This is a genomic window from Paraburkholderia sp. MM6662-R1 (genome assembly GCF_050436245.1).
In the GTDB taxonomy this organism is placed as follows: domain Bacteria; phylum Pseudomonadota; class Gammaproteobacteria; order Burkholderiales; family Burkholderiaceae; genus Paraburkholderia; species Paraburkholderia tuberum.
In genome coordinates this window covers 459,544-480,424 of record NZ_JBNDLV010000003.1, presented here as the reverse complement: position 1 = coordinate 480,424, position 20,881 = coordinate 459,544, and the positions used below count along the sequence as shown (strand labels likewise).

The 20,881-nt window shown below is 59.8% G+C and carries 17 protein-coding genes and 3 pseudogenes; 12 read left to right on the top strand and 8 right to left on the bottom strand.

Translation table 11 applies throughout. The annotated features are described in order from the left end of the window. The 3 genes from OKW39_RS24825 to OKW39_RS24815 are packed head-to-tail and all read right to left on the bottom strand — an operon-like array spanning nt 1 to nt 2,471. Nucleotides 1–867 carry an FAD binding domain-containing protein gene (locus OKW39_RS24825; RefSeq protein WP_429359419.1) on the bottom strand — a complete coding sequence of 289 codons (867 nt, stop codon included), beginning with the start codon at nt 865–867 and terminating at the stop codon, nt 1–3. A 3-nt stretch (nt 868–870) separates the two neighbouring features. Beyond that, complete coding sequence (locus OKW39_RS24820; RefSeq protein WP_429333721.1) at nt 871–2,040, bottom strand: thiolase family protein; 1,170 nt, start codon at nt 2,038–2,040, stop codon at nt 871–873. Next, nucleotides 2,037–2,471 carry a Zn-ribbon domain-containing OB-fold protein gene (locus OKW39_RS24815; protein ID WP_429333720.1) on the bottom strand — a complete coding sequence of 145 codons (435 nt, stop codon included), beginning with the start codon at nt 2,469–2,471 and terminating at the stop codon, nt 2,037–2,039. Before OKW39_RS24815 ends, OKW39_RS24820 begins: the two co-directional genes overlap by 4 nt. A gap of 143 nt (nt 2,472–2,614) precedes the next feature. On the opposite strand from OKW39_RS24815, the gene OKW39_RS24810 reads away from it, so the two are divergent. Together OKW39_RS24810 and OKW39_RS24805 are read left to right on the top strand one after the other, a co-directional pair. Further along, nucleotides 2,615–3,334, top strand: coding sequence for a TetR/AcrR family transcriptional regulator (locus tag OKW39_RS24810; protein WP_429333719.1), 720 nt, complete (start codon nt 2,615–2,617; stop codon nt 3,332–3,334). Nucleotides 3,335–3,734: 400 nt separating this feature from the next. After that, complete coding sequence (locus OKW39_RS24805) at nt 3,735–4,304, top strand: hypothetical protein (RefSeq protein ID WP_429563929.1); 570 nt, start codon at nt 3,735–3,737, stop codon at nt 4,302–4,304. A 286-nt stretch (nt 4,305–4,590) separates the two neighbouring features. Here the strand turns inward: OKW39_RS24805 and OKW39_RS24800 are convergent. Next, nucleotides 4,591–5,359: pseudogene (locus OKW39_RS24800) on the bottom strand (TIGR03118 family protein); the annotation flags it as partial. Nucleotides 5,360–5,466: 107 nt separating this feature from the next. Here OKW39_RS24800 and OKW39_RS24795 point away from each other — a divergent pair. Both OKW39_RS24795 and OKW39_RS24790 read left to right on the top strand, forming a co-directional pair. Then, nucleotides 5,467–7,182, top strand: a complete 1,716-nt coding sequence (locus OKW39_RS24795; protein WP_429360642.1) for a phage integrase family protein — start codon at nt 5,467–5,469, stop codon at nt 7,180–7,182. A gap of 214 nt (nt 7,183–7,396) precedes the next feature. Continuing rightward, nucleotides 7,397–7,666, top strand: a complete 270-nt coding sequence (locus OKW39_RS24790) for a DUF1488 family protein (protein ID WP_018420601.1) — start codon at nt 7,397–7,399, stop codon at nt 7,664–7,666. Nucleotides 7,667–8,454: 788 nt separating this feature from the next. Here the strand turns inward: OKW39_RS24790 and OKW39_RS24785 are convergent. The 4 genes from OKW39_RS24785 to OKW39_RS24770 all read right to left on the bottom strand — a co-directional run bounded on the left by OKW39_RS24785 (nt 8,455) and on the right by OKW39_RS24770 (nt 11,732). Further along, nucleotides 8,455–8,784, bottom strand: coding sequence for an L-rhamnose mutarotase (locus OKW39_RS24785; protein WP_429360640.1), 330 nt, complete (start codon nt 8,782–8,784; stop codon nt 8,455–8,457). Between the two features lie 67 nt (nt 8,785–8,851). Continuing rightward, on the bottom strand, nt 8,852–9,622 hold the full coding sequence (locus OKW39_RS24780; RefSeq protein WP_429360638.1) for an ATP-binding cassette domain-containing protein: 771 nt from the start codon (nt 9,620–9,622) through the stop codon (nt 8,852–8,854). Beyond that, the gene (locus tag OKW39_RS24775; protein ID WP_429360636.1) at nt 9,619–10,644 is read right to left on the bottom strand and encodes an ABC transporter permease subunit; all 1,026 of its coding nucleotides are present in this window, start codon (nt 10,642–10,644) and stop codon (nt 9,619–9,621) included. Before OKW39_RS24775 ends, OKW39_RS24780 begins: the two co-directional genes overlap by 4 nt. Before the next feature lie 65 nt (nt 10,645–10,709). Next, a complete protein-coding gene (locus OKW39_RS24770; RefSeq protein WP_429360635.1) occupies nt 10,710–11,732 on the bottom strand; it encodes an ABC transporter substrate-binding protein in 1,023 nt (340 codons plus the stop codon). 304 nt (nt 11,733–12,036) lie between these two features. On the opposite strand from OKW39_RS24770, the gene OKW39_RS24765 reads away from it, so the two are divergent. From OKW39_RS24765 to OKW39_RS24730, 8 genes and pseudogenes are all read left to right on the top strand, one after another. After that, entirely contained in the window at nt 12,037–12,891 is an 855-nt protein-coding gene (locus tag OKW39_RS24765; RefSeq protein WP_429360633.1) for a phytanoyl-CoA dioxygenase family protein, read from the top strand. A 41-nt stretch (nt 12,892–12,932) separates the two neighbouring features. After that, nucleotides 12,933–14,078, top strand: coding sequence for a LacI family DNA-binding transcriptional regulator (locus tag OKW39_RS24760; RefSeq protein ID WP_429360632.1), 1,146 nt, complete (start codon nt 12,933–12,935; stop codon nt 14,076–14,078). 157 nt (nt 14,079–14,235) lie between these two features. Beyond that, a complete protein-coding gene (locus tag OKW39_RS24755) occupies nt 14,236–15,102 on the top strand; it encodes an amidohydrolase family protein (RefSeq protein ID WP_429563928.1) in 867 nt (288 codons plus the stop codon). Between the two features lie 119 nt (nt 15,103–15,221). Beyond that, nucleotides 15,222–16,235, top strand: coding sequence for an aldo/keto reductase (locus OKW39_RS24750; RefSeq protein WP_429360628.1), 1,014 nt, complete (start codon nt 15,222–15,224; stop codon nt 16,233–16,235). Between the two features lie 47 nt (nt 16,236–16,282). Continuing rightward, on the top strand, nt 16,283–17,812 hold the full coding sequence (locus OKW39_RS24745; RefSeq protein WP_429360627.1) for a UxaA family hydrolase: 1,530 nt from the start codon (nt 16,283–16,285) through the stop codon (nt 17,810–17,812). A gap of 19 nt (nt 17,813–17,831) precedes the next feature. Beyond that, a pseudogene (locus OKW39_RS24740) lies at nt 17,832–19,014 on the top strand (fumarylacetoacetate hydrolase family protein). Nucleotides 19,015–19,073: 59 nt separating this feature from the next. Next, nucleotides 19,074–19,822, top strand: a pseudogene (locus OKW39_RS24735) (aldehyde dehydrogenase family protein); the annotation flags it as partial. 113 nt (nt 19,823–19,935) lie between these two features. Continuing rightward, nucleotides 19,936–20,859: an IS630 family transposase gene (locus tag OKW39_RS24730; protein ID WP_429563927.1), complete on the top strand. Its 924-nt coding sequence runs from the start codon at nt 19,936–19,938 to the stop codon at nt 20,857–20,859. Nucleotides 20,860–20,881: the final 22 nt, after the last annotated feature.

Sequence of the window (20,881 nt, the reverse complement as noted above, 5' to 3'; positions counted from 1 at the left end):
TCAGCTTACGTTCAATGCGCGAGAGAACGCGCGCGCAAGCGCACGCTCGGTCACGGTGCACGCGAGACGTTTCCGATAAGCGGCACTGGCACTCGTGTCGCTAATGGCGTCAATCCAGCTTGCTCTGTTGGCTGCTGTCTTTGCCAGATCGGCGCTGGGTTGCTGTCCCTGCAGGATGTCGGCAAACTGCACACGACAAGGTGTTCCACCCATCCCACACAGGACCGCATCAGCACGCCTGATCGCGAGATTTGCGTCGACCGAAACCATGACCGCAGCGCCGACGATTGCGAAGTCCCCATGTCTACGCGCGAACTCCTCGAACGCGTATCCATGCGGCTCATTCCAGATACGAAGGCGAATTTGCGTCACCATTTCGTCCGGCTCAATCGATGTAGTCATGAAGCCGCACGCGAATTCATCGAATGGGATGCGCCGCTCCCCACGGGGTCCCACGGCGACGATGGTCGCATTGAATATTTCTGCAAGGGCGGGCTGCTCCGAAGCTGGATCGAGGTTGCAGACGCTTCCGACAAATGTGCCGCGATTTCGCGTCTGGATATGACCGACAAGGTGATACGCCTCGACCATCAGCGGTGCATATTGAAGAATCAAAGGGGATTGCTCGATATCCCGCTGGCGGACCAACGCGCCGATGCACACCTCGTCGCCTTCCAGCGTTATCCCGTTGAGACCGGGAATCGCATTCACATCGACCAGATGGTCCACATACACGTAGCGCATGGCCAGCATCGGCATCAGTGTCTGTCCGCCGGCGACGATGCGCGCGTTGTCTAGCGTGGAAAGCAGTTCAACTGCTCGCGCCACGCTCTCTGGACGGTGCCAGGTAAAGGGTGCTGATTTCACTTTTCACCTTCCAAGAATGTGTATCGCACACGCACCGTGATCAAAGCCGTAGGTGCCCCCACCGGTGATGTGCGCCAGCCCGATTCGTGGACCGCGCGGCTTGTCTTGCGCGACCTGTCGTGCGCCGCAGCGACCCTGCAACTGGCGTGTTATTTCGACGATCTGTGCGATTCCTGACGCTCCGAGAGGATGGCCCCTGCAGAGCAGGCCACCGGACGGATTGAACGGAATCCGTCCGTTAACCGACGTGTGACCTTCTCTGATCAAACCCGCGCCGTGTCCGTGCGCTGCAAAACCAAGTGCTTCGTAGTACAGCAGTTCGGCGATGGTGAAGGCGTCGTGACACTCGACGAGATCGATGTCGGAAGGGCCGAGACCGCAGGATTCGTAGGTTTCGTTCGCGCAACGCACCGTCACCTCGGGAGTCGTCATGTCCCGACCACCCTGCATGTAGCGCCCCGATGTCAGATGGGACGCGAGAATCTTCACGGCGTCTTGCTTTGTACCCGGGAGGTTTGAGGCGGCAAGCACCACCGCCGAGGCGCCGTCGCCAAGCGGGCAACACTGATGCAATGTCAGCGGCAATGCCACCGGTCGGCTGCCGAGCACTTCATCGATCGAGACCGCGCTGCGAATTTGCGCGTAGGGATTGAGCGCGCCATTCGCCCTGGCCTTGACGGCTATCTGCGCGAGATCGCGGGGTGACAAATCGAATTCATGCATGTAGCGCTGCGCGCGCATCGCGTACAACGCGGGCATTGTTAATCCGTTCGCCGCCTCGACATCCTCATCGCCCAAGTCAAGTGGGCCGGCTCCGAGGCGAGTCAGTTGCTCTACTCCAACCACGACCGCACAGTCCACCGCACCTGCCGCGATTGCGAGGTAGGCGAGCCGGAACGCGCTCGCTGAAGACGAGCAGGCGTTCTCGAAGTTCACTGCCTCGATGCCGGTCAGCCCCGTCTCCCGTGCGATACGTTGGGCAGCCAGCATGCCTCCGGATACCGTTCCGCAGTAAAGCGCACCGATGCGTCGGCGATCGATTTCGGCCTCATCAAGCGCTTCAATGACCGCTGGTGCGGCGAGTTGGGAGAGACTCACTTCCGGAAAACGACCAAATCGGATCATGCCGGTGCCAACGACGCTCACACTTCTCAAACCGTTCGCCATGCTCATGAATTGACCTGCTGAGAAACTTCGCCGGGTGCGGTAAAGAAATAAATGAATTGGCTCGCCTGTTTATTTGCCGGCTTCACCTGCAGTTCGAGCTGCTGCCCTATTTGCACAGCACCAGTCGGCATTTCGATGCGTCCGAATAGCCGCAAACCATCGCTCAAGTCCACATAGCCGGCGACATAGGGCACATCGACGCCTTTGGGCCCCATGTGTACGACGCTATAGCTGTACAGATGGCCGACCGCCTGCAGCGGCGATGCAACAAAGGTGCGACCGCCGCACTCGGGGCACGTGGTAAGGGCTGGATACAGCAGCGCCCCACAATCGGCGCACTTTGCCCCCATCAACGACCAGTTATCGATACTGCGGACCACCGAGCCTGTGCCTATTTGCCTGAAACCTCGCATGCTTACCCTGTCATCCATTTCCATTCGCGTTTCCGCCTTTCTATGATGTAGTGTATGTTACACTATAGTGCAGAAAAGAAACTGCGGCTGCCAAGCTGGGGGAAACCCTAGCGCTGCAGGCTTTGCATATGCGGCGCGGCTGGCGGACTTTGCCGATGGAGGGCAGAATGCGGCTGAAAACTCTGGATGCTTATTTGGGTGGCTTACACGCGGAAATGACACAGGCACAACGAAAGAAAACCGTTCCTGCTACGGGGGATCGTCCAACGGATGGCCTGTTGGCGTATCAGCAGCGCGTTAGCAGGGAAAAGCGCAAGCTGATTCTGGAAGTCGCAATCGAGACGTTCCTGGCCAATGGGTATGAGGCGGCGACGATGGACTCCATCGGCGACCGCGCAGCCGTGTCATACGCGACCCTCTACAAACACTTTCCCGGCAAGGAAGACTTGTTCAGCCAGGCTCTGGACCATCTCATGCATCAACAGTTCGCACGCTGGAAGGATCACACAGTGCCCGTGGAGGTCGAGTCGGGCCTGCGTGAGATTGGACGTGCGTACAACGAACTTGTTTCGGACAGCACCCTGATCGCCGCACTGCGTCTGGTCATTGCGCAAGTGCGAAACTTTCCTGACATTGGAGTTCTCTTTCAACGCGCGAAGAATCTCTTCAGCGACGTGACAGACGTCTGGTTGACAAACCGGGTGGAAGAAGGCGGGCTACAGATCGCCGACGTGCAGCTCGCCCGTGCTGAATTCATCGGAATGTTGGGCGAAACGCTCTTTTTTCCCCGCCTGCTGCAGATCGACTACGCGATATCCGACGATCAGGTTGAAAAGATCATCGGCAGCGCAGTCTCCACGTTTTTAATGCGTTATCGCACGCGGTGAGCTAACACGCCCCTCGAGGTACGGAAGCTACTTGCTACTGACCTTGTCTGGACCCAGGCAATCCCGGGATCGAGTGCGCAATTTCCGAGACGGTGTAAGGTCGACATCGCCGCGCCATTCTCCTTCCTGGTCGACACCGGCGGAGGCGTCCATGTGCGCCCCTTCGCCGCCAGCGCCGGATCGGGCTTCACGTCGCTCGAGCTCAGCAGGGTCACGGGCACACCGTTTACTGGAGAACCTTTCCCGGTCCCCCTCGATCATTGAGATCGGGGCATTATGTCCAGCGCATGCGCGCAGCGCCGCCCGCTATCGCACACGGCTCGTTGACCGGCATCACGGACGTGCGTGATTTTTTGATGCTCCGCATGACGATCGCGACCGAAGGTGCGGCGATCCTGGCATGCGCCGCGGATCACAGCAAGAATACGGAAAAATCGAAGGTGCACGAAAACGCATGGTGGAAGCATTCGAAGAGCGCCGTCCGGACCTTAATGAGGATATTGCATTTCATATCGCGACTGCACGTGCGAGCCTGTGCCGGTGCCTAGTGGCGTCCGCCATGACCGCCGCTTTGGCCCCCGCCCTGCTCGAAGTGAGTGCTGCCACCGCGGAACCCATGGTGAAAGCCGTCGTCATGGTCAAAGTCGTGGAAGCGGTGGAAACCGCCGCCAAGGAATACGCATGGCTGGCCGCGAGACGGACACCCGGCATAGAACTCGCACGGATAACTCGGATACGCCGCGCACGTGTTGTAATAACCTGGCTCCGCAGCGCAATCTATCGCGCCAAGCAGCAGCATGGCAAACAGAACCTTTGCCTTCATGATGCAAACCTGCCATACCCCATTCTCTCAATACTCACCACCATTATTCACAGCCAGTGGCATGGTGGTGGCGCCGTCATCGGATGGCATGTTGTGCGGGACAGGTGGCACGTTTTGCGTGTCCAGTGCCGCTGTCACGGTCCCTGATCGCCTATCCGCTGCCGCTGCCGCTGCATCGACAGAATGACTCAAGTTTACACCGTTCGATCCAGTTGATAACCAGACTTGTGGGTAAAGCTCAGTGTGGAAGGACGGGAATTGCCGTACCACGAGTCATTCTGGCCTTCAGGCACCACGGAACAATGAACAGCCGGTCACGTCTGGCGAGTTCCGCGACCGGCTGAGGTGAGGTCCTTCGTCTCGAACTTGAATCGATATCGTCAATGGGTCAGCGACATCGCGCTTCTGGAGTTGCCCAGGGGCGCGCTGCCGGTTATTGTCCGTGCTGCCCGGACGCTCGTTCCCTGGAGCCGCTTACTGGAGCGATGATCCCGAAGAGTCCATTTGTCTCCTTGTTAAGGACCTGCCGAGAAATACAGCGTGTCTGGACTCGAATTGCGCCCGCCACCGAGCGTCAGAGTCCACAGACCGTCGATAGCCAGTGGATTGCCGAACTCATTCTCCAACTGATCGACGAACGAGCCGTCATTGTCGAAGACATTGATTCGACCATCGCCGAAGTTGCCAACGAGAATCTTGCCGCTGAAGCGGCCGAACGCAAACGATGCGCGCGTGATACCCCACGGCGAGTCGAGCGTCCCTCAGCTTGCAAAGCGACGCAGCAGGTGGCCGTCGGTATCGAATACGTCGACGAATCCACGACCGCGGGCTGCATCGTCGTCGTGCTTCTGTTTGTCCTGCTTCGCGTAGGTGACGAAAAGATCCCCATCGATGTTCGCGATACCAAAACGGGGCATAGCCGGCTGGGGTGTTCGGGTCGGCGAAGCCACCGTCGGTCGTCGCGGGCGTGAACAGGCCGTCTGAACCGTTCGGCCCGAATACATCGATCCGACCCGAACGGAAGTTCGTCGCAAACAGGAATCCGCCTTGCGCATTCACTCCGAACACCAGCCCCTTGTAGACAGCCCCGTTGGCGGCGGAGGGATTGGACGAGTTATCGACCGCGATCACGGCGTTGTTCGCCGGATTCACCCACCTGCCCAAGCGGAAATCGTGCCATCTTCAGTTGCGAAGAGGAATACGGTCGGGGTATTGGTACCGGCTTTTCTCCGAAATGGAATTCACAATGCATCTATTACGATAAGTATTCTTATCTAAAGGTGCCTGTTTTTACGCTAAACTCCGGGGTATGAAAACGCGCCTCACCCTGCCCTGCGCGCCTGCTGCTGACGCTGAATCCTCTGCATCCGGTTTTCCCGGTGCCGACGAGCTTGCCGTGCTCCGCGCGTGGTACGCCGGCGTGTCCGTGCGGCAGGCCGTGGCGCGTTACCTGCCCTCCGCACTCGGTGACGGGAAATCGGCGCGCGGCGTCCTCGGGCGCATCCGGCGCAGGCTGGTGGACATCGCGCGTGCGGCCCATCGCCACGACCTTGTCGCACTCCTCACTCATCCGGCGGCAGGACGTCAACAGCATGCGAAAGGTGCCGCGCTGGCGATCGACGCTTTGCGCACCGCACGCCCGCGGGAACCGCAGATCGCCGACGACATCGCGCAGTGGTTTTCCCCGCGCGCGGTGCGCGTACTGCACGCGTACGGCATCACGACGCTCGCCGATCTCACCGTGCGCATTCCGCGCCGGCGCCAGTGGTGGAAGGCCGTGCCGGGGCTCGGCACGGCGAGCGCCCGTTCGATCGAGGCGTTCTTCGCCGCCTGGCCCGCGCTCACGGACAGGGCGCGTGGGCTGGTGGTCGCGAGCCAGCGCGGCGACATCGTGCCGTGGGAAACCCTCAAATTGCCGCACGAGGTCGACGGCTCCGCCGGCACGTTCCGCGCACCGCCCGCCACCTGCACGCTCGACGCGTCCAACGACTACGAGGCCGTGCAGACGTGGCTGTCCCTGCACGAGTCGCCCGCCACGCAACGGACCTACCGCAAGGAAGCCGAGCGGCTGATCCTCTGGGCCATCGTCGAACGCGGCCGCGCGCTGTCGTCGCTCACGACCGAAGACGCGATTGCGTACCGGACGTTCCTGCGCCATCCGGCGCCGCGGGGACGCTGGATCGGCCCGGTGCGCCCCCGCACGTCACCGGACTGGCGGCCGTTTAACGGCACCCTCTCGGCGCGCTCGGTCGCGCACGCGCTGTCAATTCTCGGCGCCCTGTTCCGCTGGCTGGTCGAACAGCGCTACGTGCTGGCCAATCCGTTTGCCGGCATCAAGGTGCGCGGCGGCAAGACGGCATCGACGCTCGATGCGTCGCGCGCCTTTACCGACGGGGAATGGGCGCTGGTGCGTACGATGGCCGAGGGGCTGGAATGGTCTCACGGCTGGACGGTTCCGGCCGCGCAGCGCTTACGGTTCCTGCTCGATTTCGGCTTTGCGACGGGTTTGCGCGCGAGTGAGCTGGTCGGCGCGACGCTCGGCCACGTCGAGACGGACGCACGCGGCGAGCACTGGCTGCGGGTCACCGGCAAAGGCGGCAAGGTCGCGCGGGTGGCGCTGCCGCCGCTCGCGTGGGACGCACTAACCCGCTATCTGGCCGGGCGCCAGCTGCCGACTTCTACGGCGCGCTGGCGGCCGGACACACCGGTCATCGGCAGCCTGGACGCGGACAGTAGTGCGGCCATCAGCAGCGTGCGCCTGTGGAGCGTGCTTGAGCGCTTTCTCGTCCTTGCCGCCAGTGCCATCGAAACCGATCACCCACCGCTCGCGGAGAAGCTGCGCCGCGCCAGCCCCCACTGGTTGCGGCACACCCACGCTACCTACGCGCTCGGTCACGGCGCCGAACTTACCACGGTGCGCGACAACCTGCGGCACGCCTCGGTATCGACCACCTCGATCTACCTGCACAGTGACGAGGTTAAGCGCGCGCGGCAGATCAGTGAGGCGTTTACGACCCGGAAGTGAGCGCGACAACCTGCATGACCGACCGGCACGGTGGTTGACCGTTTCCTGATGACGGTTCGATCGCTGGTACAAACCGGCAAGCGGAGCGCGCAATCCTCCGCCCACTTTAGTGATGTCAGGCAGCCAGTGGCCCCATGCCGGCGACCATCGCTGGCATCATCGGAGCGATCGACAGCCTGCTCACTCGCCTACGAGATGACGCCCGGAACGAGCCATGGAAAAACCTGAATTCGAGCCGCAGATTCTGGCAAATCGACAGGGTGTGTCGTTCTGGCTCGTCCGCGGAAACACCACCGTCGAATGCATCGTCACGATTGCAGCGCTGGAGGCCCATTTCTGGCTTGAGCCGCGGGCCGGGGACGCCCGGATCCTGAGGATTTTCCGGGACGGGTACAGCCGCATCCGCGCGATCGCCGAACGGAAGCTACTTGCGCATCCGTGCGTACGCCTGGAACTGACACCCGATGACTTCGAGCGCCCCTGAACAGCGCGGGTGAATCGGGCACGCTTCTCGAAGCATGAATAATCGGGCCGGCGCCCTTTTTTGGGCAATGCTGTTGTGGCGGAGCCAAGCCGGCCGCTGCGAGGGCTTGACCGTTAGTTGCGTACACCAACGAATCGGTTTTGATTCTCGGGAACGCGGCACTATCTTTAGCACTTCTTAGCTGGAAAGGAGAATCGGCGGCCGCTGCGGCCTGTACCTATGCGCGAGAGCCCAGCGCCGCTCCTGCCTGCTCAGCTGGGTGGCGTCCGTCGATGCGGGGAAAGCCCGAACCATAACGTGCTCGAAGAGCCCGTCTCGGAATGGGCACATCGCCCCGCCAACCCACTCTCCGCCGGCGACGAAGCGGCATTTCAGCGGACGGCTAGCTGAGCGGTCGGGCAGCCGGCGATAATCCGGGAGGACGGCAAGTCGGCCATACCCGACGTTCGGCTGCCGGCGTTTGCAAGGCAGCTCTCAGTCCCATTCCCGACTTTCGCATGTCGACGTTTGCGAATGTCGCACTCTCTGCGGGCGAACGCGTACTCACGACCCACAAGAGCCACTGGGCGGCCCGCTCCGACGGTCCCGTATAGAACCGGAAAGCGACGTTCAGTAAAGCAGCTTTCGACTTTTGCTACGGTCGCCGGTAGCGAACAGGCAGGTGCACAATGGTGACTACGGAGAGGCTTGCGTGACTGCTGCAGGACGCCGAAGCGACGCTACCCGTACCGACATATCGGATGCACAATTTTGTTTCGTGCCTACGGCGATTCTGCAGCTTCGAGCTACTAGTCAATGTGAAATACGTTTTCCATCGTTGCCCAGTGCTCCCCGTTGTTTCGCGACACAAAGGGGATCTGGCATGGGTCTGTCAATTTCCACCACCGTTGTGTCTCGGCATCGGCTGCAATCGCAGCCATATCCGCCTCGAAGTCTGTCCCGACGTATTCCCAGTATCCGAAAAGAAGATTTTCCGGCTCCTTAAGAAATATCGAGTAATTGGTGATATTGGAGCGCTGGAGCCGCTCGACAATCGCTGGCCATGGAACTGCGTGCAGCGCCTTGTATTCGTCGATCTTCTCGGGCTTGACGTGAATGACCATTCCCATTCGTTGCATTGACTGTTCTCCGTGTTTCGCTTGCGTACCCGAAAGGCGGTCTCTCGGGGGCGCACTTTTGTCGTGCTTAGGCTGCAGCCTTCGTAGCGGCGTACTCGTCGCCGACCATCATCTTCACCACCGATTCGCCATCGGTTTCAGTTACCCGCTTTTCTCCCACCGCCTCGCCGCGCCGAAGCACGAAGATCCGATCCGACACACTAAAAATGTCAAGCAGGTTGTGCGAGATTAAAATGACCGAGACGCCTTTTTTCTTCAGCCCAAGGATCAGCTCCATCACCTTTCGCTGTTCGGGTACACCCAAGGCGGCCGTGGGCTCGTCCATGATCAGCACGCGGGCGTTCCAATAAATAGCGCGTCCAATTGCGATAGCCTGACGCTGGCCGCCGGAGAGCATCTTGACCGGACCGTGGATCTTTTTTTCCGGAATGACAATGTCGAGTTGGTCCAGCACCTCGCGTGCGACGCCAGCCATACGCGGGCGGTCGATGGTGCTCACACCGAACCGACGGTTCACCGGCTCACGTCCCAGAAAGATGTTGCTGCCGACGTCGAGATTGTCAGCAAGTGCAAGATCCTGGTAGATCGTTTCGATCCCTTTGGCGCGTGCGTCGTGCGGGTCACGCATGTTAAGAGGTTCTCCATCGAAGATCACCTCGCCCTCGGTGGGCTGATAAACGCCCGAGATGATCTTGATCAACGTCGACTTGCCTGCACCGTTGTCGCCGCACAATGCGACAACCTCTCCCGGGTACACATTCATCGAAACTTTCCTGAGCGCCTCTACGCCGCCGAAGCGAATGGAGACGTTGCGTACTTCAAGTAGCGGTTGGATCATGATTGGACTCCGAGACGTTCCTTGTACTGGTCGATCAACACCGACACGATAATTACAACGCCGACCGCAATGAATTGCCAGAATGCGTCGACGTTAATGAAGACGAGTCCAAACTCGATAACGGCGATGATGAGAGCGCCAATTAACGTGCCAATCAGATTGCCGGTACCACCAAACAGGCTAGCGCCTCCGATCACAACAGCGGCGATTGAATTAAGCAGCATCGGTTCCCCGGCTGTAGCCGAACCGGCCGAAAATCTCGCCGTGTAAACGATGCCCCCAATCGCAGCGAACGCAGCAGCGAGCATATAAATCACGATCTTGTGCCGACGCACATTGATGCCCGCCCGGGCGGTAGACTGCTCGTTGCCACCGACGGCATAGGTATATTGGCCAAAGCGGGTGCGCGACAGGATGAAGTGCATGACAGCCAGCAGCACAACCGTGAGAATCACGGGGTTCCATCCTGAGCCGAGCCATTGGAGACCCGCATTGTCGACCGACACGGTCATGCCGCTGCCTGCCGCGAGAAAGCCGGCACCGCGAGCGATGCCATACATGCCCAGCGTTCCGATAAACGGAGGCACGCGATAACGCGCGACCAGGATCCCGTTGATCGCCCCGGGAATGACCGATACCGCAATAGTCAGCGGCACTGAAAGGCAAAGCGCCCAAGGCGATGCCCCGCCGAGCAATGTGAACTGCGCCGCGCACACTGCGGCGAGGCCCATTACGAATCCGACTGACAGATCGATTCCGGCCGTGACGATAACAAATGTCTGTCCTATTGCCAGAAGCATTGGTGCGCTCGAGGCAAGGGCGATCGACTGTACGTTGTACGCATTAAAGAGAAACGATTTGTGCTGGGCGGTTTGGGACCAGATCTCGAAGAAGAGACAGAGCACTGCGAGGAAAAGCCAGGGCCAGAAGCGGCCGACAAGCTCTCTGTAATCGAGCCCCCTGTTAGCCCACGACGTGCTGGTTGTGGGGGGAAGGCCGGAAAGTGAAGTGGACTTTTGCATCGCAATGTCTCCAGATAAGTCTGTGCAAAGACCGGACGACGGTTTTGAGCCGTCGCCGGTGCAAATCAGTTGGAGTAGATGAATTGCTTGACGTTGGCGTCGTCGATGTTCGTCTTGTCCATTACGACAAAGCCCGTGCTTTTGTCCTTGGGAATCGGCTTGCCACGGATGGCGTCCACCGCATACTTGACACCGTAATAGCCCATGTCGGCCGGCCGTTGCGCGATTGCGTAGTCAACGAGGCCGCTTCTCAGGTCCTTGTCGATACCCGGGACGGCGTCGAAGACGATCACTTTGACCTTGCCGCTCTTCCCGGCCATGTGAATTGCCTCCGACACACCTTTGCCGGAAAACGTGTTGGATGCGAACACGCCGGAAAGATCCGGCTCTCGCGCGAGAACCCCGGACACGTCCGATACCGCCTTATTCGCGTCGTCTTCGCTGTATAACGTTGGCAGAGCCTTGATGTTCGGATACTTCTTCATTTCCTCCTGGAAGCCCTTCACCCGCGCATCGGTACTTGACACACCGGGCTTCAGGCTTTCGCAGAATACAACGCCCTTTTCGCCGATAGACTTCGCCAGCGTCCGCGCTGCGATGCGGCCGCCTTCTTCGTTGTCCGATGCTATGAACGAAAGCGGAAAATCCGCGTTTCCGCTGCCGGTCTGATAACGGCCGGTGCCGATGTAGGTATCCACAGTGATAACCTTGATTCCGGCGTTCTTTGCCTCCGTCAGCGGCTCGATTAGCTGCTGCGCGTCCACGGGAGAAATCAGGATGGCGTCAGGGCGTTTGGCGATAAACGCCTTGAGAATCGGCACCTGCTCCGTCGTGTTCCAGCTCTTTGGCAACTGGAACAGCACCTGGGCGCCGTCTTCCGCCGCCGCTTTCTGAGCGCCGTGGTACATCGTGAAATAGAACGGATCAACCACCCCTGGCAACAGGGCAACAACAGGGTGGTCCTTGTCCGCATACGCTGAGGGTGCGGCCAGCGCCGAGAGCATAAGCGCGCCCATTGCCGCACCGATCACACGACGGCGTGCACGCACAGGGCGCGTTGTGCACAGCGGCTTCGTCAAACTGTTCATGTCTGTCTCCTGTCTCTTCCTGGGTCTGAAAACTCAGTGGTGCCGAGTTCACGGCGAAACGTTTAGCGAAACGTTTCGCTGAATCTAAGGCCTTCTTTGCGCAAAGTCAATTAACATGGGGTAAACATGGATAAAGTGAGTTGACCCGCTGACCGTGGGCGCTGAATTTAAATTGGCATAGGAGAAACCCGAATATATCTAGCGGCTGATGCTTGCTATAAATTCACTCAACGAAACGTTTCGCTAAACGTTTCGCCCGCTAACGAGATGGACGGAGACACGACCCATGTACACGAGACAGGCGATGCATGCACTGCAAATCAACGACACGTTGGCCAGCGAGCAGCTCAAGGAACTGGACGAAAGGGGGTTTTTCGTCGTCGAGAATGTGCTGAGCCCGGACGAGTGCCGCCTGATGGCCCGCGAATTTGAGCGGCTCCATGAAGCCGAGCGCCTCACGGGTGGGCATGAAGTTCACGTCGAGCCTGGCGCGCGCCGCGTGTCGAACATCTTCAACAAGACATCGGTGTTCGATAGGTGCCTGGAACTGCAGCCGGTGCTGGCCACAGCCCACAAGCTGCTCGGTGAGATCAAGGTGCACGGCGCCAACCTCCGCGATCCCGTGAAGGGGTTCGGTCACCAGCAACTGCACGTCGACGTGCCGAAGTACTTCGAAGATGACTGGTGGGTGGTTAATGCCGTCATTCTGTTTGACGACATGACGCTGGATAATGGTCCGACGCGGGTTGTGCCGGGGTCGCACAAATGGGCACCGATTAACGTGCCTGTTGTGAACCAGGGCGACTGGGAGGCCGGCCCCATTTCCGAAGAAGACCGCAAACGGATTCCCGCCGATCTGGACGCGCCATATCCGGGTGAGGTCTATCTGACCGGACGGGCTGGCACCGTCTTCATCATGAACGCGTCGGGATGGCACAGCGGCACACTCAAAAAGAACGACGCAAACCGCCGGGTATTGCATCTCACGTATACTCGACGTGACCTTCCGCAGCAGCTCGTCCAGATCGACCATCTCACCCCGGAACTGTACGAGCGGATGTCGCCTGCCCAGCGGTTCCTGCTCGAAATTGAGCCGCCCCGTACACCGGACGGCATCTTGCGGCAGCCGAAGCGCGAGCACGCGGGATGGTGGAACTGAACCAGTAGGAAGCTCGGGCACAACTGCGTGGCAGGAAAATTATGGCAACAATGAAGGATGTCGCACGTCTTGCGGAAGTAAGTCTGGCTACCGTCTCGGCGGTCCTGTCTGGATCGACCTACGTGAGTCCAGACCTGACGCAGCGCGTGCACGTCGCAGTCAAGGCGTTGGGTTACGCTCCGAACACAGTCGCGAGCAGCCTGAAAAAGGGCACCACCAAGCTATTGGGCCTGGTCGTTCCGGACATCACGAACCCATTCTTCACCGAGTTCGTCCATTCCATCCAGAAGCGCGCTCACGCCCTGGGCTACTCTGTTCTGTTATTCGACAGCGATCGGGATCTTGAACAGGAGCGCGCCTATCTGCGCATGCTCCGCGCCCATCTGGCCGTCGGCACGATCCTTTGTGCATCGGCACCGGAGGAAGCCTACGACAAGGTCTGCTCGGAGATCGGCATCATGCCTGTTGTGGCGGTCGACCATGTGGTCTGCCCCAATGAATGGGATTCGGTTGCTCTTGATAACGTTGCCGCTGCACGCCTTGCAGTACAGCACATCCTGGAATTTGGCCACCGGCGCGTCGCAATCATCTCCGGTCCGCAGAACCTGCTGCCTGGTCGTGATCGCTTGCGCGGCTTCGCCCAGGCGATCGCAGCTGCGAATCTGCCGGTCAATCCCGATTACGTGCGTCAAGGCGCATTCGTTGAGCACGGCGCCTACACGGCAGCGCTTGAGCTAATGGACCTGCCGGAGCCGCCGTCAGCCATCTTCGTGGCCAATAACCAGATGCTGATTGGCACGATGCGGGCGTTGGCGGAAAAGCATTTCGCATGTCCTACGGACGTATCAGTTACCGCGATAGACGATTTCCCTTGGGCGAACGCTTTCTCTCCCGCACTGACCACCGTACGGCAGCCCGTCGACGCGATGGCCGAAGCGGCGCTCAACATGCTGCTCGAGCGCATCAGGGGAGACGAACGAAGCCCTCGGCATATGGTCTTTCCGCCGGAACTAATCGTGCGTCAATCGTGCAGCAGCCCGCTGGCGAGCGGCAACGCGGAAAGCGAACGCGCCGGCCGAATTGCAAGCGTGAGGGCACGCGAGAATTCAGACAAAAAGTCGCGCGTTAAAAAAACGGATACAGCGGGAACGGAAGAAAATATCGATATTCCGACGGCTGCCCGCTGACTGGCGAACATATTCACGCCTGGCGCCCCAGGCAAAGCTGACGGCTGACAGTGATCATCGCATCGGTCATGCGATATCAGAATGATTAGGATACCGAAATGCACAACACCATTGCTTCTTTAGAAAATCGATGTGGTAATTGGGAAAAGGACTGGTCATGAAGGTTGATGCACATCAGCACTTCTGGACGATTGCGCGAAGCGACTACGGCTGGCTCACACCCGAACTCCCTCTACTATGGCGAGACTTCTTCTCAGCAGACCTCGCGCCGCTTGCGCAGGCAGCGGGCGTTGACAAGACCGTTGTCGTACAGGCCGCACCGACGATGGAGGAGACGCTGTATCTGCTGAAGCTTGTTGCCAACGAGCCGCTCGTTGGCGGTGTCGTGGGCTGGGTTCCAATGCTTGACCCCGACGCCGCAAGCTTCATCGAAGAGCTGGCTCGTGAGCCAAAGTTCAAGGGCGTCAGACCCATGCTGCAGGATCTGCCGGACGACGACTGGATTGCAAATCCCGGATTAGACCCGGCTGTCGACGCACTGGTCACGCACGGCTTGGCTTTCGACGCGCTGGTGTACGTGCGACATCTGCCATATCTCGCCAAGTTTGCAGCACGACACCCGGAACTGCGGATTGTCATCGATCACGTTGCCAAACCTTATCTGCCCAACGATCAGGGAGTCGCACGAACGAACGCCGGTGCGCGTGTAGGGGAAGACTGGATTGAGTGGACTCACTGGATGGGCGAATTCGCCGGGATGAAAAACGTCCTGTGCAAATTCTCCGGCATGGTCACCGAGGCACCTCCGGGCTATACCGACGATGCGTTCTCGCCGTACTTCGCTTTTCTGCTGTCGCAATTTGGACCTCAGCGCCTGATGTGGGGGAGCGACTGGCCGGTCCTGAATCTGAACGGGGATTACGCGTCGTGGCACGCGTGCGTCGAGCGACTGGCCTCCAGTCTCGGCAAAGAAGACCGGGCGGCGATCTTTGGAGAGACAGCCCGCTCATTTTACCGGCTGTGAGATAAGGCCCGCGCCGTGTGACCGGAATCAGCGGGCAGCGTGTTATCCGCACCGCGTCGGTCAATGATGGACGACGCTCGCCTTGCGCTCGGCGCGGCGAATCGATTGCGAAGGACAAAATGGAAATCCAGAAACGACTATTCCGGCCAGTAAATGGTGGGACTTTTCCGAGCCCGATGGGCTTCGGAGGCGCGCCTCTCGGCAACCTATTTTCAGTCGTGCCCGACCAGCTCGCAGAGGAAACGATACGGGCCGCGTGGGAAAGTGGAGTCCGATATTTCGACACGGCACCCTTCTACGGCACCGGCCTGTCAGAGCGGCGCCTGGGTCAGATACTTCGCGAGATGCCGCGCGACGACCTCATTCTGTCGACGAAAGTCGGCAGGCTGCTCGTCCGGGATGATTCGGTGCCGTCTATGCGGCATGGCTATGTCAATGGCTTGCCTTTTCGCGTCGAGTACGACTATTCATCCGATGGCGCATATCGATCCATTGAGGATAGCCTGAAGCGCCTGGGCGTTGACCGGATCGACGCCGTGTACATCCACGATATAGCCGAAGACACGCACGGCTCCGATTGGGAAAGGCAATACCGCATCGCTATCGACGGCGCAGCTCGGGCGCTTTCTGACATGCGCGCACAAGGCATGATCCAGTCGTGGGGCTTGGGCGTCAACCGGGTTGAACCGTGTGTCAGGGCTCTGACTGACTCGGACCCCGACATCTTCCTGCTCGCGGGTCGTTACACCTTGCTGGATACGACGGCCCTAAAGAGTCTGATCCCTGCTTGCATCCAGTGCGACGCGAAGCTGGTGATCGGGGGCCCCTATAACTCCGGCCTTCTTGCTGGAGGCACAACGTTCGAATACAGCACCGCACCGAGAGAAATGGTTGAAATGGCTTCCCGGATGGCAGCGCGCTGCGCTGAATTTGGCGTGAGCCTCAAGGCCGCGGCGTTGCAATTCTGCAGCGCCCCCGGGCCTGTTTGCGCAGTAATTGCAGGGGCACGAAATCCTGGCGAGGTTCATGAGAATGTGAAAGAAATGTCCGTGCACATTCCATCAGGCCTCTGGCAAGCGCTGAAACACGATGGCCTGATCCCGGAGCACGCGCCCGAACCCACGCCGCGATAGACGCTTCGACGCGCCCCGCACTACACGATTAAATGATCGGAGACAGTATGGAAACCTCAACAGCGGCCGCAGATATCACCGTGCGACTGCATCCCGATGACGATGTGGTCATCGCGCGGCAGCAGCTTGTGGGTGGCACGACGGTGGACGGTGGCCGCGTAACGGTCCGAGGGCTGGTGGCGCCCGGTCACAAGGTCGCCTCACGTGCCCTCCAGCAAGGCGAGCCAGTTCGACGGTACGGGCAGATCATCGGCTTTGCCTCTTGCGACATCGCCTGCGGCGACCACGTCCACACTCATAACCTGTCGATGGGCAGCTTCGACCGCGACTATGCGTTTGGGAAAAACGCGAAGCCGGCGCCTGTCGCGAGCCATGCGAACTTCATGGGCATCGTTCGTCCTAACGGACGCGTCGCGACACGCAACTACATCGGCATTCTTACGTCCGTCAACTGTTCCGCGACCGTTGCACGTGCCATTGCGGACCACTTCAAACCCGAAGCGCTACGAAACTATCCGAACGTGGATGGAGTGGTTGCCCTCACGCATGGACAGGGCTGCGCGATCGACTCACAGGGCGAAGGTCTGGCACTGATCCGTCGAACGCTCGGTGGGTATGCACGACATCCTAATTTTGCGGCGGTGCTCATCATCGGACTCGGCTGCGAAACCAACCAGATTGGCGGCCTCCTCGAGAGCCAGGGTCTTGAGGCGGGCACCGCGCTGAAGGTCATGACCATTCAGGCCACCGGCGGCACATCCCGCACAGTGGCAGCTGGCATTGAGGCAGTGCAGGCGCTGCTGCCGGAAGCCAATCGTGTGAAACGGGAGGCCGTCGACGCAAGTAATCTCGTCGTCGGTTTGCAGTGCGGCGGGTCCGACGGCTATTCGGGTATCTCAGCGAATCCCGCGCTTGGTGCTGCAGTCGACCGTCTTGTTGCCCACGGCGGCGTTGCGATTCTGTCCGAAACACCGGAAATATACGGCGCCGAGCACCTGCTCACGCGCCGCGCAATTTCACGCGAGGTCGGAGAAAAGCTGATCGAGCGCATCCATTGGTGGGAAAGATATTGTGCACGCATGGGCGCAGACCTGAACAACAACCCGTCGGCGGGTAATAAGGCAGGTGGCCTGACGACGATCTTCGAAAAGTCATTGGGCGCTGTAGCCAAGTGCGGTACGACGAACCTGGTTGACGTGTACCGCTATGCGGAGCCGGTGTCGGCACACGGCTTGGTCTTTATGGACACCCCGGGCTATGACCCCGTCTCGGCAACGGGCCAGGTAGCAGGCGGAGCCAACCTGATCTGCTTTACAACGGGGCGCGGCTCCGCGTACGGCTGCGCACCCTCCCCTTCGTTGAAACTGGGCACCAACAGCGAACTTTGGCGCAGGCAGGAAGAGGATATAGACCTGAACTGCGGAGAGATCCTTGACGGAACGAAGAGCGTCGATGAAATGGGCCAGCAAATTTTCGAACTCATGCTGGCAGCCGCATCGGGCATGCGATCAAAGAGTGAGCTTCACGGCTACGGACAGAATGAGTTCCTACCCTGGCAGATCGGCGCGATCACCTGACCTTCACACAGAGAACATCATGAATACATCAACCCAGTCCAACTGGCTGCCGTCTGATCTCGATTCAGCGCTCCTCGTCGGCCGTATGTGGCGACAAACCGCAGCGGGCGAAGGCCCATGCGTGATCGCTATCCGTAAGGGAGAGGTCTTTGATATTTCGGCGTACGCACCGACGATGGCGGACCTACTCGATCGCGACGACCGCGTGCAAATCGCAAGCCAGGCGCCGGGAGAAGCGCTGGGGCCTGTCAAACAGCTCCTGACGCAGACCCACGCGGCCCGCGCTTCCGGCAAGCAATATATTCTCGCGCCATGTGACCTGCAGGCTATCAAGGCATGGCGTCACCTTCGCCGTAAGTCTCATCGAACGCGTGATCGAGGAAGAGGCCGGCGGCGGCCGCGACAAGGCGGCTGACGTGCGAGAAAACATCACCGCACTGATCGGCACCGATCTGTCAAAAATCCGCCCGGGCTCTGATGCCGCGGCAAGGCTGAAGGAAGAGCTGCTGCGGCGCGGTGCGTGGTCGCAATACATGGAAGTCGGCCTTGGCCCGGACGCCGAGGTCTTCACCAAGTCACAACCAATGTCGGCCGTCGGCTTCGGCGCCCCCATCGGACTGTTGCCTTCGTCGGCCTGGAATAACCCGGAGCCCGAGATCGTTCTGGCCGTCGATAGCAAGAGTGAGCCGGTAGGCGCCACGCTTGGTAACGACGTCAACCTGCGCGATATCGAAGGACGCTCTGCGTTGCTGCTCGGCAAATGCAAGGACAACAACGGCTCCTGCGCGATTGGCCCTTTCATCCGCCTTTTCGATGGCAACTTCACTCTCGACACGGTGCGTCAGACGAGCGTGTCACTGCGTGTGGAAGGCACTGACGACGATTTCGTGCTCGAAGGTGCGAGTCACATGAGCCAGATCAGCCGCGACCCGGCGGATCTCGTCATGCAGACCCATGGCGATCACCATCAGTATCCGGATGGATTCATGCTCTTCCTCGGCACCATGTTTTCGCCAATCATGGATCGGGATGCCCCGGGGTCCGGCTTTACCCACCATCTCGGTGACGTCGTGACGATCTCCGCACCGCCCCTTGGTGCTCTCGTTAACACGGTTGGTTTGTGCACGGACACCCCCCCGTGGAGCTTCGGTGTTCGTGCGCTGTACCGCAATCTCATCAGCCGGGGGCTAACAGGCCCTTGACCTGTGTCGTAGCGCCTGTCGTCTTCACATTGGCACCTGATCATTTTAAGACCACAAATATGACTCGATTCGATAATTTCATTGGCGGAGAGTGGACAACGTCCACCGCTTATTCCCGCAATGTCAGCCCATCCGACACCGATGACGTGATCGGTGAATTCGCCCACGCTGACGCGCAGCAGGCGCACGTCGAATCGGCGCGGCGCGGCAAGCGTTTCCGAAGTGGTCGCAAACGACGCCCCAGCAGCGGTTTGATGTTCTCGACCAGTCGGGTACGAGTCTTCTCGCCCGCAAGCATGAACTCGGACGCCTGCTCGCGCGCGAAGAGGGCAAGACGTTGGCGGAAGCCGTCGGCGAGGTAACGCGCGCAGGACAGGTTTTCAAATTTTTCGCCGGCGAGGCTCTGCGTGTCGGCGGTGAGATCCTCCCGTCACTGCGCCCCGGCTTGGCCGTGGAAGTGACGCGCGAGCCCGTCGGCGTGGTTGGTCTCGTCACACCATGGAACTTTCCTATTGCGATACCGGCGTGGAAGACGGCACCAGCTCTTGCTTTCGGCAATTGCGTCATTTTCAAGCCGGCAGAACTCGTTCCTGGAAGTGCCTGGGAACTGATGAAGATTCTGCAGGAAGCTGGCCTGCCACCCGGGGTGGCCAACCTCGTCATGGGAGCGGGGTCCGTTGTTGGCGAGGCGCTCGTACAATCGCCCGACGTTGATGCTATCAGCTTCACGGGTTCAGTTGCGACGGGCAAATCCATTGCGACAAATTGCATTGCGACTGGCAAGAAGTTTCAACTGGAAATGGGTGGGCTTAGGGGGGCGAGAGGCGCGAGGACGACGGCCGGCAGCTTTCACATGCAACGCTTGAAGAGATCCGTATTCGGGCGGTCAAGCGCGTCGAAGCTGGCGAGTCGCCGGAGGACGTGATCCGCATGCTCGGATTCTCGAGGGCGCGTATTTACGAGTGGTTGGCGGCCTGGCGTGAAGGGGGGATCGAGGCGTTACGAGCCAAGGTAATCCCTGGTCGACCGATGAAGCTCTCGTCCGAGGCTATCCGCTTCGTCTATCAGACGGTCACAACGAAGAACCCCATGCAGATGAAGTTCGAGCTTGCATTGTGGACGCGAGACATGGTGCGGGAGTTGATTCGCGAACATTTCAACGTCAAGCTCTCCCAGGTGTCGGTCGGTCGACTGCTGCGCAAGCTCGGGCTTTTACCCCAGCGTCCGCTTGCGCGTGCGTACCAACGCGACCCTGAACTGGTCGAGTCGTGGATGCGCGACGAATACCCGGCCATTGCCGGGCAGGCCAAACGCTACGGGGCACAGATCTTCTTCGTCGACGAATCGACGGTGCGATCGGACTATCACAGCGGCACGACCTGGGCACCGGTCGGTCAAACACCGGTAGTCGAAGTCACTGGCGCGCGCTTTAAGGTGAACCTGATCTCAGCGATCAGCCCGCGTGGCCAACTTCGATTCATGTGTTTCGAAGGCAGCTTCAAGATCTCCGTGTACGTCGACTTCGTCAAACGACTGATGCTCACCGCCGATGCGCCTGTCTTCCTGATTGCCGATGGTCATCCGGTACATCGTTGCAAAGCGATCCGGCAGCTTGCCGCGGAATCGAATGGTCGCCTTTGTCTGTTCTTCCTTCCTGCTTACTCCCCAGACCTGAACCCGGACGAGTTGGTATGGGGTTATCTCAAACATCACAAGATCGGCATTGCCATCAAAGGTCCCGGGCATCTCAAGCAGCGAGTTCGAGCGGTTCTGCGCTCGTTGCAGAAGATTCCAGCCTTGGTCCGATCCATGTTTCAACATCCGTCAGTCCGCTACGCGGCTTGACCCATGTCCGGTTACTTTGTTT

Coding starts and splice junctions, on each gene's coding strand:
- OKW39_RS24785 (WP_429360640.1), bottom strand. CDS start 8,784: ATGCAACGAATGGGAATGGTCATTCACGTCAAGCCCGAGAAGATCGAC.
- OKW39_RS24770 (WP_429360635.1), bottom strand. CDS start 11,732: ATGAACAGTTTGACGAAGCCGCTGTGCACAACGCGCCCTGTGCGTGCA.
- OKW39_RS24745 (WP_429360627.1), top strand. CDS start 16,283: ATGGAAACCTCAACAGCGGCCGCAGATATCACCGTGCGACTGCATCCC.
- OKW39_RS24815 (WP_429333720.1), bottom strand. CDS start 2,471: ATGGAAATGGATGACAGGGTAAGCATGCGAGGTTTCAGGCAAATAGGC.
- OKW39_RS24810 (WP_429333719.1), top strand. CDS start 2,615: ATGCGGCTGAAAACTCTGGATGCTTATTTGGGTGGCTTACACGCGGAA.
- OKW39_RS24765 (WP_429360633.1), top strand. CDS start 12,037: ATGCATGCACTGCAAATCAACGACACGTTGGCCAGCGAGCAGCTCAAG.
- OKW39_RS24805 (WP_429563929.1), top strand. CDS start 3,735: ATGCGCCGCGGATCACAGCAAGAATACGGAAAAATCGAAGGTGCACGA.
- OKW39_RS24795 (WP_429360642.1), top strand. CDS start 5,467: ATGAAAACGCGCCTCACCCTGCCCTGCGCGCCTGCTGCTGACGCTGAA.
- OKW39_RS24755 (WP_429563928.1), top strand. CDS start 14,236: ATGAAGGTTGATGCACATCAGCACTTCTGGACGATTGCGCGAAGCGAC.
- OKW39_RS24790 (WP_018420601.1), top strand. CDS start 7,397: ATGGAAAAACCTGAATTCGAGCCGCAGATTCTGGCAAATCGACAGGGT.
- OKW39_RS24760 (WP_429360632.1), top strand. CDS start 12,933: ATGGCAACAATGAAGGATGTCGCACGTCTTGCGGAAGTAAGTCTGGCT.
- OKW39_RS24820 (WP_429333721.1), bottom strand. CDS start 2,040: ATGAGCATGGCGAACGGTTTGAGAAGTGTGAGCGTCGTTGGCACCGGC.
- OKW39_RS24775 (WP_429360636.1), bottom strand. CDS start 10,644: ATGCAAAAGTCCACTTCACTTTCCGGCCTTCCCCCCACAACCAGCACG.
- OKW39_RS24780 (WP_429360638.1), bottom strand. CDS start 9,622: ATGATCCAACCGCTACTTGAAGTACGCAACGTCTCCATTCGCTTCGGC.
- OKW39_RS24750 (WP_429360628.1), top strand. CDS start 15,222: ATGGAAATCCAGAAACGACTATTCCGGCCAGTAAATGGTGGGACTTTT.